The organism is Streptomyces sp. TN58, assembly GCF_001941845.1.
Classification (GTDB): domain Bacteria; phylum Actinomycetota; class Actinomycetes; order Streptomycetales; family Streptomycetaceae; genus Streptomyces.
In genome coordinates, this window is the sequence record NZ_CP018870.1 from 4,160,001 (window position 1) to 4,173,375 (window position 13,375).

A 13,375-nucleotide genomic window follows, 5' to 3' on the forward strand; every position below is an offset into this window, starting at 1 on the left:
CAGCGTCGTGTGTTTCTTGCCGGAGGTAGAGCACTGGATAGGCGATGGGCCCTACCGGGTTACTGACCTTAGCCAAACTCCGAATGCCGGTAAGTGAGAGCACGGCAGTGAGACTGTGGGGGATAAGCTCCATGGTCGAGAGGGAAACAGCCCAGAGCATCGACTAAGGCCCCTAAGCGTACGCTAAGTGGGAAAGGATGTGGAGTCGCAGAGACAACCAGGAGGTTGGCTTAGAAGCAGCCACCCTTGAAAGAGTGCGTAATAGCTCACTGGTCAAGTGATTCCGCGCCGACAATGTAGCGGGGCTCAAGCGTACCGCCGAAGTCGTGTCATTGCAGCAATAGGGCCAACGCCCGCTGTGATGGGTAGGGGAGCGTCGTGTGCCGGGTGAAGCAGCAGCGGAAGCTAGTTGTGGACGGTTCACGAGTGAGAATGCAGGCATGAGTAGCGATACACACGTGAGAAACGTGTGCGCCGATTGACTAAGGGTTCCTGGGTCAAGCTGATCTGCCCAGGGTAAGTCGGGACCTAAGGCGAGGCCGACAGGCGTAGTCGATGGACAACCGGTTGATATTCCGGTACCCGCTTTGAAACGCCCAATATCGAATCAGGCGATGCTAAGTCCGTGAAGCCGTCCTGGATCCTTCGGGTGAAGGGAAGTGGTGGAGCCGACGAACCAGACTTGTAGTAGGTAAGCGATGGGGTGACGCAGGAAGGTAGTCCAGCCCGGGCGGTGGTTGTCCCGGGGTAAGGGTGTAGGCCGAGGGGTAGGCAAATCCGTCCCTCATACAAGGCTGAGACCTGATGCCGAGCCGATTGTGGTGAAGTGGATGATCCTATGCTGTCGAGAAAAGCCTCTAGCGAGTTTCATGGCGGCCCGTACCCTAAACCGACTCAGGTGGTCAGGTAGAGAATACCGAGGCGTTCGGGTGAACTATGGTTAAGGAACTCGGCAAAATGCCCCCGTAACTTCGGGAGAAGGGGGGCCATTCCTGGTGATCGGATTTACTCCGTGAGCTGGGGGTGGCCGCAGAGACCAGCGAGAAGCGACTGTTTACTAAAAACACAGGTCCGTGCGAAGCCGTAAGGCGATGTATACGGACTGACGCCTGCCCGGTGCTGGAACGTTAAGGGGACCGGTTAGTGACCTTTCGGGGTTGCGAAGCTGAGAACTTAAGCGCCAGTAAACGGCGGTGGTAACTATAACCATCCTAAGGTAGCGAAATTCCTTGTCGGGTAAGTTCCGACCTGCACGAATGGCGTAACGACTTCTCGACTGTCTCAACCATAGGCCCGGTGAAATTGCACTACGAGTAAAGATGCTCGTTTCGCGCAGCAGGACGGAAAGACCCCGGGACCTTTACTACAGTTTGATATTGGTGTTCGGTTCGGCTTGTGTAGGATAGGTGGGAGACTTTGAAGCCCCAACGCCAGTTGGGGTGGAGTCGACGTTGAAATACCACTCTGGTCGTGCTGGATGTCTAACCTCGGTCCGTGATCCGGATCAGGGACAGTGTCTGATGGGTAGTTTAACTGGGGCGGTTGCCTCCCAAAGGGTAACGGAGGCGCCCAAAGGTTCCCTCAGCCTGGTTGGCAATCAGGTGTTGAGTGTAAGTGCACAAGGGAGCTTGACTGTGAGACCGACGGGTCGAGCAGGGACGAAAGTCGGGACTAGTGATCCGGCGGTGGCTTGTGGAAGCGCCGTCGCTCAACGGATAAAAGGTACCCCGGGGATAACAGGCTGATCTTCCCCAAGAGTCCATATCGACGGGATGGTTTGGCACCTCGATGTCGGCTCGTCGCATCCTGGGGCTGGAGTCGGTCCCAAGGGTTGGGCTGTTCGCCCATTAAAGCGGTACGCGAGCTGGGTTTAGAACGTCGTGAGACAGTTCGGTCCCTATCCGCTGTGCGCGTAGGAATATTGAGAAGGGCTGTCCCTAGTACGAGAGGACCGGGACGGACGAACCTCTGGTGTGCCAGTTGTCCTGCCAAGGGCATGGCTGGTTGGCTACGTTCGGGAGGGATAACCGCTGAAAGCATCTAAGCGGGAAGCCTGCTTCAAGATGAGTATTCCCACCTCCTTGAGAGGGTAAGGCTCCCAGTAGACGACTGGGTTGATAGGCCAGATGTGGAAGCCCGGTAACGGGTGGAGCTGACTGGTACTAATAGGCCGAGGGCTTGTCCTCAGTTGCTCGCGTCCACTGTGTTAGTTCTGAAATAACGAACGGCTGTGAGAACACCAGCATGTTCAGAATTTCATAGTGTTTCGGTGGTCATAGCGTTAGGGAAACGCCCGGTTACATTCCGAACCCGGAAGCTAAGCCTTTCAGCGCCGATGGTACTGCAGGGGGGACCCTGTGGGAGAGTAGGACGCCGCCGAACAATCATTGTGGGAAAGCCCCGCACCTTCTGGTGCGGGGCTTTTCTGCGTTCACGGGCCGGTCGGGTGACCCGCTACCGGGGTGGGCACGGCGGAACCGCTCGGCATCCCCTTTCCTCCGTAATGTGGGTGTATGGGCTACGACCTCGTCATCTTCGACAACGACGGCGTGCTGGTGGACAGCGAGCCGATCGCCAACACCGTCCTCGCCGGGTACCTGACCGAGCTGGGGCACCCGACCACGTACGAGGAGTCGGTCCGCGACTACATGGGAGCCTCCGTGCGCCGTGTGCACGAGCTCGTCCTGGAGCGGAGCGGGGAGCGGCTGCCGGCGGACTTCGACGAGACGTTGCACGCACGGATCTGCGCCGCGTTCGAGCAGGAGCTGAAGCCCGTCCCCGGCGTGGAGGAGATCCTCGGTGCGCTGACCGCCCACGGCATCGGGTACTGCCTGGTCTCCGCGAGCGGCCACGAGCGGATCCGGGTCGGGCACCGGGTCGCCGGCCTCGACGGGTGGTTCGAAGAGGAGTGGATCTTCAGTGCGGACGACGTGGGCCTCGGCAAGCCGGCGCCCGACCTCTACCTGCACGCCGCACGGCACATGGGCGTCGAGCCCGCCCGGTGCGCCGTCGTCGAGGACAGTCCCCGCGGGGTCCGGGCCGCCGCGTCCGCCGGGATGGACGTGTACGGGTACACCGCGCTGCTGCCCTCGGACGAGCTCCCCGGCGCCACCGGCTACTTCGGCGACATGATGCAGCTCCCGCTGCTCCTGCAACTCCCCGTGTGATCTCTCTACCCACGGGTAGTGCCGAGGCCTACGCTGACCCGCCATGACCGATGATGTGCGGCTGCGCCGCGGCCGCGGCGCGCTGGGGTTCAGCTTCTTCGTCCAGGGCGTCACCTTCGCCCTGCTCGTCACCCGGATCCCGGCCATCCAGGACCGGTACGCGATATCCGACGGGCTGCTGCCCGTGTTCCTCGCCGCCGTCCCGGTCCTTGCGGGCGTGGCGAGCGTCGGCACCGAGCACCTGGTCAAACGGGTCGCGCCGAGTGTCGTACTGCGGTGGGCCCAGCCGCTGGTCCTGCTGTCCCTGCTCGGGGTGGGCGCCGGCGAGCGGCTGTGGCACGTGGCAGTCGCCCTGGGGGCGTTCGGCCTGTCGGTGGGGGCGCTGGACGCCTCGATGAACATGCTCGGGGTCAGCCTGCAGCGGGCGTACGGCCGCAGCATCATGCTCGGCTTCCACGCCGCCTACAGCCTGGGCGGGATCCTGGGGGCGTCGGCCGCCTGGTACGGGGCGCACGCCCAGCTGGGCCTCCTGGCCGGCTACCTGCCGGCGGTGGCCGTGCTGCTGCCGCTCGTGCTCCTGGGCAGCCGCCACTACGCCGACCGGGCGGACCGCGCCGCCACGGACGCCCAACCGGAGAAGGGGCTCGGCGCCGGGGGGTTCGCGCTGCTGCTGCCGCTGTGCCTGGTCATGGCGTGCGCGTACATCGGGGACTCGACGGTGGCGAACTGGAGTGCCAAGTACCTCCAGGACGTGCTCGGGAGCTCGGAGCAGACGGCGACCGTCCCCTACAACGTCTACATGGTGACGACCCTGGTGGGCCGGGCCGTCGGGGACCTGGGTGTGCGGCGGTTCGGGGCCGTGGCCGTGGTGCGCGGCGGGACGCTGGTCGCCGCCTCCGGGTTCGCGGTCGTGGCGGCGGCACCCGGGGTGTGGACGGGGATGCTCGGTTTCACGCTGCTGGGGATCGGGCTGTGCGTGATCGTGCCGCAGACGTTCGCGGCCGCCGGGCGGCTGTTCCCGGGCGCCTCCGACACGGCGGTCGCGCGGCTGAACATCTTCAACTACGTCGGTTTCCTGATCGGTTCGCCACTCGTCGGCGCGATCGGGGACGCCTGGAGCTACCGGGGCGCGATGCTCGTGCCGATGGTCCTCGTGCTGGTCACGCTGTTCCATGCCCGCTCGTTCGGACCGCGGGAGGCCCGATACGGTGTCGACCATGAGCGGCGAGCCGGTGACCGGGCTGTTGATGTGGGACGAGGCGGTAACGGGGTATGACTTCGGGCCGAGCCACCCGATGGACCCGGTGCGCCTGGCGCTGACCATGGGCCTGGTGCGCGCCTTCGGGCTGGACCGGGCGCTGGAGGTACGGGCGGCCCCCGCGGCCGGGGAGTCGACGCTGAGGCTCGTCCACCGGGAGGACTACGTCGCCGCGGTGCGGGAGGTGTCCGCCGACCCCGGTGTCGCGGACGGCTCGTACGGGCTGGGCACGATGGACGATCCGGCCTTCCGGGGGATGCACGAGGCGTCCGCGCTGATCGCGGGGCAGTCCGTGGCGGGCGCCGAGGCGATCTGGCGGGGTGAGGCCGGGCACGTGGTGAACTTCGCGGGCGGGCTGCACCACGCGATGCCGGGCGGCGCGGCCGGCTTCTGCGTGTACAACGACGCGTCGCTGGCCATCGCCCGGCTGCTGGAACTGGGCGCGGAGCGGGTGGCCTACGTGGACGTGGACGTCCACCACGGGGACGGTGTGCAGGCCGCCTTCTGGGACGACCCGCGGGTGCTGACCGTCTCGCTGCACGAGCATCCGAGGACGCTGTTCCCGCAGACCGGCTGGCCGGAGGAGACGGGCGGGACGGCGGCGGAGGGGTCGGCCGTGAACGTGGCGCTGCCGGCCGGGACCGGTGACGAGGGGTGGCTGCGGGCGTTCCACGCGACGGTGCCCGAGCTGCTGGCGGACTTCCGGCCGCAGGTGCTGGTGACCCAGCACGGGGCCGACACGCACTTCGAGGACCCCCTCGCCCACCTGGCGGTGTCCCTGGACGCCCAGCGGGCCGTGCAGGAGGCCTGCCACGACCTGGCGCACGAGTACGCGGACGGGCGGTGGCTGGCACTGGGCGGCGGCGGGTACGCGGTGGTGGACGTCGTACCGCGGTCGTGGACGCATCTGGTGGGGATCGCCGCGCACCGGCCGGTGGATCCGCAGGCGGCGGTCCCGGCATCGTGGCGCGACGAGGTGTACGCCCGGACACGGCAGGTGGCGCCGGGGCGGATGACCGACGGGCGCAGTCCGTCGTGGCTGGACTGGGAGGCGGGCTACGACCCGGCGGACCGTACGGATCAGGCCGTTCTCGCGACGCGCCGGGCGGTCTTCCCGCTGCGGGGCATGCTGGCCTGATCGCGGGGGGCGGGACGGCAGTGATGCATCGTTACGCCAACTGTGGGGCTGTTCGCCGGAATTGATGACCCGACAGGTGCGGTGGGGGAGCATCGGAGGGTGTTGAGCACCGGCGCGCTGCGTGCGCATCTGCTGGCCGCCCGGTTGGCCGGGCCGATCGCCACCTCCCGGGAGGAGAGCCTGCGCAGCTACCGGCTGTTCGCGGCGCGGGACCCGCGGGTGCTGCTGGGGCTGGACCCCGAGCGGGGCTGGGGCGAGGGCGAGCTGCTGCGGCTGATGGCGGACAAGTGCGGTGTCTCGGCGGACCCTTCGCACGTCAGCGGGCCGGACGTGATCGATCCTGAACGTACGGTGGCGGCGCTGGAGGCGTTCGCGGGGCGGTTGCGGGAGGCGGTGCGGGCCCGGTCGCACGTGCTGTTCGGGACGGGTCATCCGCATCGGCTCCTGGGCTTCTACGCCGGTTTGGCGGAGGCGATGTCGGCGGCGGGATGTGTTGTCCTCACCCCGGCGCAGGGGGCGTGTGTCGACATGGCGACCCGGTTCGGCGTACGCACGCACTGCATCGCCTACGTACGGGGGGTCGCACTGGTGCGGGAACCCGGCGTGCGGGCGCCGGGGAGTGCGACCGGCGTGCACAGCCATTCGCCGCTGCCGGTTCGGCTGGCGCTGGGGGCGCTCGCGGAGGCCGGGGGGCCGCTCCCGGACCTGGTGGTCGGGGATCACGGTTGGGTCTGCGGCGCAGGTCAGCTCGGCGTGGAGGCGATCGGGCTGGCGGACACGGACGATCCCGCGCTGTTCGTGGGGGAGGCCGAGGGGCGGGTCTCGGTGGCCGTTCCGCTTGATGACGCCGTGCGATCGGACTACTACCATCCGCTTGCCCGGTTCGTGTTGGGCCGGGCGAGTCTGACGGGGCGACAGGAGTGGCCGTAGCTCCTCTTCCCCACTCGTATCACGCGCCCCTACTCTGGGGAGTGAGCGTGCGACGACGAGGAGTAACCGGAGGGGAAGCCGGTGCCCGTCATGCGCGGAAGGTCAAGGTGTGTCATGGCTGCTGGCGAGAGGCCTCTCAGTGAGGTTCAGTTCCTGACCGTGGCGGAGGTCGCCTCGGTGATGCGAGTGTCGAAGATGACCGTGTACCGGCTGGTGCACAACGGTCATCTGCCCGCAATCCGGGTGGGCCGGTCCTTCCGGGTCCCCGAGAACGCGGTCCACGAGTACCTCCGAGAGTCCTATGTGGGGGTGGAGTCGGCCTGAGACTGACGGCTCCCGACACCTTCGTAACCCCTGGGAAGCACTCGGATTACGGGCTCGGAGCTTGGGCGGGTAGGCTAGGCCGACGTAGGTCGTGTGGGCCCAGACGCCCCGCACCAGTGAAGAGAAGTGAGCGAGGGTAGTCGTGGGCTCTGTTATCAAGAAGCGGCGCAAGCGGATGGCTAAGAAGAAGCACCGCAAGCTGCTCAAGCGCACCCGCGTCCAGCGCCGTAACAAGAAGTAAACGGCAGCTGTACGTGTTCTCCGCAGCCCCTCCACCATCCTTGGTGGAGGGGCTGCGGTGCAGCCGGGTACTTCTTCGAGGGAGGCGCTGAGCTCGTGGGGAAGGTCGTACTCGTCACCGGGGCTGCCCGGCAGCTGGGCGGCCGCTTCGTGCGCCGCATCCAGCGCGACCCGGAGGTCGAGCGGGTGATCGCGGTGGACGCCGTGGCACCGCCGCACCGGCTGGGGTCCGCGGAGTTCGTCCGTACGGACATCCGGCAGTCGTCGATCGCCAGGGTGCTGGCCGAGCACGCCGTGGACACGGTGGTCCATCTGGCGGTCACCGGCGGCCGGCCGGTCGCGGGCGGCGCGCACAGCGCGGTCAAGGAGACCAACGTCATCGGGACGATGCAGCTCCTCGGCGCCTGCCAGAAGTCGCCGACGGTAAGCCGTCTCGTGGTGAAGTCCAGTACCAGCGTGTACGGGGGCACCCCGCGGGATCCGGCCGTCTTCACCGAGACCACGCAGCCCAAGTCGCTGCCGTCGGGCGGTTTCGCCAAGGACGCCGCCGAGGTCGAGGGCTATGTACGGGGCTTCGCGCGCCGGCGGCCGGACGTCGCGGTGTGCGTGCTGCGGTTCGCGAACATCCTGGGCCCCTTCGCCGATTCGGCGCTCGCCGAGTACTTCTCCATGCCGGTGATGCCGACCGTGCTGGGCTACGACCCGCGGCTGCAGTTCGTGCACGAGGACGACGTGCTGGAGGTGCTGACGCTGGCCGCGCGGGAGCCCCGGCGTGGAACGCTGAACAGCGGGACCTTCAACATCGCGGGTGACGGCGTACTGCTGCTGTCGCAGTGCTCGCGGCGGTTGGGGCGGCCCACGCTGCCGCTGCTGCTGCCCGCGCTCACCTGGGTGGGGTCCGCGCTGCGGGCGGTCGGGGCCACCGACTTCTCACCCGAGCAGATGCGGCTGCTCACGCACGGCCGGGTCGTGGAGACCACGCAGATGCGCGAGGTCCTCGGCTTCGAGCCGCTCTACACGACCACCGAGACCTTCGCGGACTTCGCGCGCAGCCGCGGCAACGGGCTGCTGCCGCCCGAGCGGGTCGGGCGGGCCGTGGACCGGATGGCGGACATGCTGGACGCGCAGGGCCCGCGGGACGACGTCGAGACGGTTGAGGGAGCGAGACGATAGTGGCGGACGCCAAGGTCATTCCGTTCGACGAGGACCGGCCGCGCCGGCGGATGCCCCGACGGGTGCGGTCCGTGCCGCCGCCCGAGCCGGTCGCGCAGGAGCCGGCGCTGCGGGAGCCGGTGCCGGGGGAGCCGGCCGCTTCCGGGGCGGAACCGGAGGCGGCCCCCGCGGGGCGCGGTGACGGCTGGGACCGGCGGATCGCCGGCGGGCTGGCGTTCCTGCGGCGGCGGGTCACCGGCGAGTACGAGGTCGACGACTTCGGCTACGACAAGGAGCTGACGGACCAGGTCCTGATGTCCCTGATGCGGCCCCTGTACGAGAAGTACTTCCGGGTCGAGGTCAAGGGAATCGAGAACATCCCGGCCAAGGGCGGTGCGCTGATCGTGGCGAACCACTCGGGGACGCTGCCGCTGGACGGGCTGATGCTCCAGGTGGCGGTGCACGACCACCACCCGGCGGAGCGTCACCTGCGGCTGCTGGCGGCGGACCTGGTGTTCATGCTGCCCGTGGTCAACGAGCTGGCCCGCAAGGCGGGACACACCCTGGCGTGCGCGGAGGACGCGCAGCGGCTGCTGGAGGCCGGGGAGCTGGTCGGTGTCATGCCGGAGGGCTTCAAGGGGATAGGGAAGCCGTTCGGGGACCGGTACAAGCTCCAGCGGTTCGGGCGCGGCGGGTTCGTGTCGACGGCGCTGCGGGCGGGCACGCCGATCGTGCCCTGCTCGATCGTGGGGGCCGAGGAGATCTACCCCATGGTGGGGAACGCGAAGACGCTGGCGCGGCTGCTGGGGATCCCGTACTTCCCGATCACGCCCACCTTCCCGTGGCTGGGGCCGCTCGGGGCGGTGCCGCTGCCGACGAAGTGGACGATCCAGTTCGGGGAGCCGATCCCGACGGACGGGTACGCCGCGGAGGCGGCGGAGGACCCGATGCTGATGTTCAACCTGACGGACCAGGTGCGGGAGCAGATCCAGCACACGCTGTACAAGCTGCTGGTGCAGCGGAGATCCGTCTTCTTCTGACGGGTTGCAGTGACGTGCGGTGGTGGGCCGGGGCGCTGCCCCGGCCCACCACCGTTCCGCCTGCTGCTACTCCGCGTCCTCCGCGTTGAGGCCCAGACCCGGGAGGAGACCCGGAAGCAGGGGCGGGAGGGTGATCTCCGGCTTCGGATTCGTCGGGGTGCCCGCCGAGGGCTGCGCCGACTGTCCCGCGGGCGGGTTGAGCAGGTCGCCCGTACCGCCGAGGAGGCCGCCGTCGGCCGGGGGCCGGGTGCTGCCCGAGGGGGACGGGGCGGGGCTGCCGCCGGACGGTGTGCCCGCCGCGGGGCTGGACTGCTGGGCACCGCCGGGAGCTTCCGGCTTGGCGGGGGAGCCCGACGAGCCGGCGCCGCCGCGGCTCTGCTCCGGCGCCTTGGGGAGCAGGCTCTGGAGCGGCGCCACGTCTTCGTCTATGGCCTGGAAGACCGAGTCCACCTCGCCGCCGACGTCGGTCAGCTGCACGGGCAGCTTCTCGCGCAGCTTGCCCCACGTGTCGCGGTGGGAGCGGGAGAACGACGACAGCGTCTGGATCGGGCCGAGTGAGCCGTCCCGGTCGTAGGCGGCCTGAAGGAGGCGGTGGCCCTCCTCGGCGTCGTGCTTGACGCCCGAGAGCGCCCGCCGGATCGCGCCCAGGGACTCGTGGTCCAGGCTGCCCGTCCGACCCCGCTCCATCAGCCTGCGGGCCTCCGACAGGCGGTTGGAGGCCCGGTCGAGATAGAGCTCTCCGCGCTCGGCGTCGTCGTCGGCCATGCCCAGCTTGAGGTCCTCCATGCCCCGCTTCACGGGGTAGAGGTGGTCACCGGGCAGGGCGTCGGAACTGGCAGCGGCCACTCCGCTGAAGGCCCCCGCGGCCACACCCACGGTGAGGCCGCCCGCTGCGATGCCCTTGGACCAGCGGGAGCGGGGCCGCAATTTCCGGAGCGGGGTCGCCCGGTGGGCGCCGCGGCCGGTCCGCTGCTCGGGCACCAGAGGGTCCGAGGCGGCACCGCCCCCGGCCCTCTCCTCCAGCACCATGGCCTCCATGGCCGCAACGAGCTGCGCTCGCTGCACCACTTTGACCTCGGGGTCCAGCACTGGGCGCGGCATTCGTTCGCCGAGCACGCTCGCCAGGGCCAACAACCGGTCGTGGTCAGCAGATTCGGCAGGTGCCTCGGACTGCTCGGCCGCCGGGTCCGGTTCCGAAAGGTCGGATGGGTTCCGATCCTCCAGGGCCTGGGCGAAGGCGTTCGCCCGCCGGTGCGGGGTCACGTTCGCGATCACTGGCGGCACCTCCTCTCGTCATGACGATCGACTCCCCAAGGTGTCCGGAAGGTTGCCTTCCTTGAGCACACCCACACTTTCGAGTGAGCGGCTTCAGTCAGGGCGTGTCCACAGGGAGCCTGCATTCCGCACAACGAGCGTCGCGGCAGTTGGGTTACGGACGAAGGATGATCGGACCACAGCGTCATCGAGGGGTCACCGGATGTGAGGTCGGGTGTGTTGTCTGGGCGGTCCGTCAGCGGGCGTCTTCGGGGAGGAGGCGGGCCAGGGTGCGGACCGCCCGGTACTGCAGCGTCTTGATGGCGCCTTCGTTCTTCCCCATCACCCGGGCCGTCTCGGCGACCGAGAGGCCCTGCAGGAAGCGCAGGGTCACGCACTCCTGCTGCTGCGGATTCAGTTTCCGTACGGCCTCCAGCAGGGCCGCGTTGGAGAGGGACTCCAGGACGGAGTCCTCGGGGCTGCGCTCCACCTCGTTGGCGTCGAGCATCTCACCGGTGGTCACCTCCAGCCTGAAGCGGCTGGACTTGAAGTGGTCCGCCACCAGGTTGCGGGCGATCGTCACGAGCCAGGCGCCGAAGTCGCGGCCCTGCCAGGTGAAGGTGGAGATGCGGCGCAGGGCGCGCAGGAAGGTCTCGCTGGTGAGATCCTCCGCGGTCGCCTTGCCGCCGACGCGGTAGTAGATGTAGCGGTAGACCGTGTCGCTGTACTGGTCGTAGAGGCGGCCGAAGGCCTCGGCCTCTCCGGCCTGGGCGCGTTCGACCAGGTCCATCATGCGGGCCTGGTCGCTGTCCGCCAGGGGGCGGCGGGGGGCGGCCTGGGTGCCCGTGCCGGCTGCGCCGCTGGAGCCGCCGGCGGCCGGGCGCCCTCGTCTGCCCACCGTCGCCCCGCCGTCGGTCAGGGCGTAGCAGGGACCGGCCGGGCCGAGGCCGGCAGGAACCGCGGCGGCGAAGGCGGGGGCGGTGTACGCGGTGGGGACGAAGCCGCGCAGGTGGTCGAGGACCGTTGCGCGCAGCTGAGCCAGGCCCGAGGCGTCAACCCCGACAGGTGGGTACACGGGACTCCCAGAGGCAGAGCTTCCATCACGTGCAGTGCGGGACCGTTCATCCGTCGTGGCGACAGATGGCCGGTGGCATGCGTTTGAGGAGAATAACGCTTCGTACAGGCAGCGCTACACCCAGTTGCTCAAATCACCGGTTCCGACACTTCTGTTGCGTGTCGAGGGCATATTCAGTCGCGGTTGGTGATCGATTCTTGATCGCTTGGGTACGCGGAATGGACGCTTCCAAGGGGGCCTGCGACCGAGTGGGGCAGGGCGGAGTGCCGCGCCCGGGGCGCGGGTAGGGGTGACGAATGCCCGGGGCAGGGGCGGGGGCCGGGGAGGGTGTGGTGCCGGGCGGCCGGGGGCGCGGTGCGGGGCGCCGTGTGGCCTGGGCCTGGGCCGGGAGCGGCTACTTGCGGCGCCGGTGCATGGCGACGGCCGCGGCCGCGCCGCCGGCGATGGCGCCGACTCCGGCCGCCGCCGGGACGCCGACCTTCACGGCCTTGCGGCCGGTCCGATAGTCGCGCAGCCGCCAGTCGTTGGTCCGGGCATGCTTGCGCAGTTTTGTGTCGGGATTGATCGCGTACGGATGTCCGACCAGTGACAGCATCGGGATGTCGTTGTGCGAATCGCTGTAGGCGGCGCAGCGTTCGAGTTCGAGGCCCTCGGCGGCGGCCAGGGCGCGGACCGCCTCGGCCTTGGCGGGGCCGTGCAGCGGCTCGCCGACCAGGCGGCCGGTGTAGACGCCGTCGACGGATTCGGCGACGGTGCCCAGGGCGCCGGTCAGACCCAGTCGGCGGGCGATGATCGTGGCGGTCTCCACCGGGGCGGCGGTGACGAGCCACACCTTCTGGCCGGCGTCGAGGTGGGCCTGGGCCAGGGCGCGGGTGCCCGGCCAGATCCGCTCGGCCATGTACTCGTCGTAGATCTCCTCGCCGATGGCCATCAGCTCGGAGACCTTGTGGCCCTTGACGATGGACAGGGCGCTGTCTCGGGCGTCCTGCATGTGCTCGGGGTCCTCGACCCCGGCGAGCCGGAACCAGGCCTGCTGCCAGGCGAAGCGGGCGAGTTCGCGGCGCCGGAAGAACTCCCGCTTGTAGAGGCCGCGGCCGAAGTGGAAGATCGCGGCGCCCTGCATGACGGTGTTGTCGAGGTCGAAGAAGGCGGCGGCGAGGTCGTCGCCGGCGACCGGGAAGACGGGCTCGGCTGCCGGAGCCTCTGCGGCACCGGCGGTTTCGGCCAGCGCGGTCTTGCGGGCGGCTTCGGCAGAGGCCTCTCCCGCCAGCACGCTGCGTGCTGTGGCGGAGCGCCTGCGAGGGGAGAGCCATCCGGGAGCGGCCATGACGCGAGCATAGCCACTGTGTTCGGGAGTTCCCGAACCGGTGGGAAACGGAGGCGTCAACTCTGCGCGGCGCCGCCGGGAAGCAGCCCCGCCGCCCCGCCGGGCGCGGCCTGCGGCTCGGGCGGGTGCCGGGCAGGCGCGGCCGGCGGGGCGGGCGGGCGCGGGAGAATGGGGGCATGAGCCCTTTGTTGCGCCGTAAAGAGAAGAAGAGCCCCGGTGAGCGCATGGTGACGCTCATCGGGAAGCCGGGGTGCCACCTGTGCGACGAGGCCGAGGAGGTCGTCGCGACGGTGTGCGCCGAGACCGGTGCGCGGTGGGAGAAGAAGGACATCTCGCAGGACGAGGAGCTCTACCGGCTCCACTGGGAGCAGATCCCGGTGGTCCTGGTTGACGGCGAACAGCACACCTTCTGGAGGGTGAACCCCGACCGGCTCCGGCGGGCATTGGGGGGCTGAGCCTCTTCCCGGTTA

The 13,375-nt window shown here is 69.0% G+C and carries 12 protein-coding genes and 2 rRNA genes (1 of these 14 running past the window's edge); 11 read left to right on the forward strand and 3 right to left on the reverse strand.

Features of this window, described 5'->3' with window-relative positions:
* From BSL84_RS18875 to BSL84_RS18920, 10 genes are all read left to right on the forward strand, one after another.
* Positions 1 to 2,186, forward strand: a 23S ribosomal RNA gene (locus BSL84_RS18875) (it extends 938 nt beyond the left edge of the window).
* Between the two features lie 79 nt (positions 2,187 to 2,265).
* A 5S ribosomal RNA gene (gene rrf, locus BSL84_RS18880) occupies positions 2,266 to 2,382 on the forward strand.
* 131 nt (positions 2,383 to 2,513) lie between these two features.
* A complete protein-coding gene (locus tag BSL84_RS18885; protein ID WP_075970792.1) occupies positions 2,514 to 3,167 on the forward strand; it encodes an HAD family hydrolase in 654 nt (217 codons plus the stop codon).
* Positions 3,168 to 3,210: 43 nt separating this feature from the next.
* Complete coding sequence (locus BSL84_RS18890; protein ID WP_075970793.1) at positions 3,211 to 4,443, forward strand: MFS transporter; 1,233 nt, start codon at positions 3,211 to 3,213, stop codon at positions 4,441 to 4,443.
* Positions 4,415 to 5,563 (forward strand): acetoin utilization protein AcuC, encoded by a 1,149-nt coding sequence (locus BSL84_RS18895; protein ID WP_037662667.1) that lies wholly within the window; start codon positions 4,415 to 4,417, stop codon positions 5,561 to 5,563. Before BSL84_RS18890 ends, BSL84_RS18895 begins: the two co-directional genes overlap by 29 nt.
* Positions 5,564 to 5,662: 99 nt before the next feature.
* Entirely contained in the window at positions 5,663 to 6,493 is an 831-nt protein-coding gene (locus BSL84_RS18900; RefSeq protein WP_030029591.1) for a phosphatase, read from the forward strand.
* Between the two features lie 114 nt (positions 6,494 to 6,607).
* Complete coding sequence (locus BSL84_RS18905) at positions 6,608 to 6,817, forward strand: helix-turn-helix domain-containing protein (RefSeq protein ID WP_008738568.1); 210 nt, start codon at positions 6,608 to 6,610, stop codon at positions 6,815 to 6,817.
* A 142-nt stretch (positions 6,818 to 6,959) separates the two neighbouring features.
* The gene (locus BSL84_RS18910) at positions 6,960 to 7,058 is read left to right on the forward strand and encodes a 30S ribosomal protein bS22 (protein ID WP_003948845.1); all 99 of its coding nucleotides are present in this window, start codon (positions 6,960 to 6,962) and stop codon (positions 7,056 to 7,058) included.
* Positions 7,059 to 7,153: 95 nt separating this feature from the next.
* Positions 7,154 to 8,230, forward strand: coding sequence for an NAD-dependent epimerase/dehydratase family protein (locus tag BSL84_RS18915; protein WP_030029592.1), 1,077 nt, complete (start codon positions 7,154 to 7,156; stop codon positions 8,228 to 8,230).
* Positions 8,230 to 9,249 carry a lysophospholipid acyltransferase family protein gene (locus BSL84_RS18920; RefSeq protein WP_075970794.1) on the forward strand — a complete coding sequence of 340 codons (1,020 nt, stop codon included), beginning with the start codon at positions 8,230 to 8,232 and terminating at the stop codon, positions 9,247 to 9,249. Before BSL84_RS18915 ends, BSL84_RS18920 begins: the two co-directional genes overlap by 1 nt.
* Positions 9,250 to 9,315: 66 nt before the next feature.
* On the opposite strand, the gene BSL84_RS18925 is transcribed toward BSL84_RS18920, so the two are convergent.
* The 3 genes from BSL84_RS18925 to BSL84_RS18935 form a co-directional block, all read right to left on the reverse strand.
* The gene (locus BSL84_RS18925) at positions 9,316 to 10,524 is read right to left on the reverse strand and encodes a DUF5667 domain-containing protein (protein ID WP_030031484.1); all 1,209 of its coding nucleotides are present in this window, start codon (positions 10,522 to 10,524) and stop codon (positions 9,316 to 9,318) included.
* 235 nt (positions 10,525 to 10,759) lie between these two features.
* Positions 10,760 to 11,578 (reverse strand): ECF subfamily RNA polymerase sigma factor, BldN family, encoded by an 819-nt coding sequence (locus tag BSL84_RS18930; protein WP_045323617.1) that lies wholly within the window; start codon positions 11,576 to 11,578, stop codon positions 10,760 to 10,762.
* Between the two features lie 394 nt (positions 11,579 to 11,972).
* Positions 11,973 to 12,905 carry an HAD family hydrolase gene (locus BSL84_RS18935; RefSeq protein ID WP_045323616.1) on the reverse strand — a complete coding sequence of 311 codons (933 nt, stop codon included), beginning with the start codon at positions 12,903 to 12,905 and terminating at the stop codon, positions 11,973 to 11,975.
* Positions 12,906 to 13,081: 176 nt separating this feature from the next.
* On the opposite strand from BSL84_RS18935, the gene BSL84_RS18940 reads away from it, so the two are divergent.
* The gene (locus tag BSL84_RS18940) at positions 13,082 to 13,360 is read left to right on the forward strand and encodes a glutaredoxin family protein (RefSeq protein ID WP_030033557.1); all 279 of its coding nucleotides are present in this window, start codon (positions 13,082 to 13,084) and stop codon (positions 13,358 to 13,360) included.
* The last annotated feature ends 15 nt before the right edge of the window (positions 13,361 to 13,375 follow it).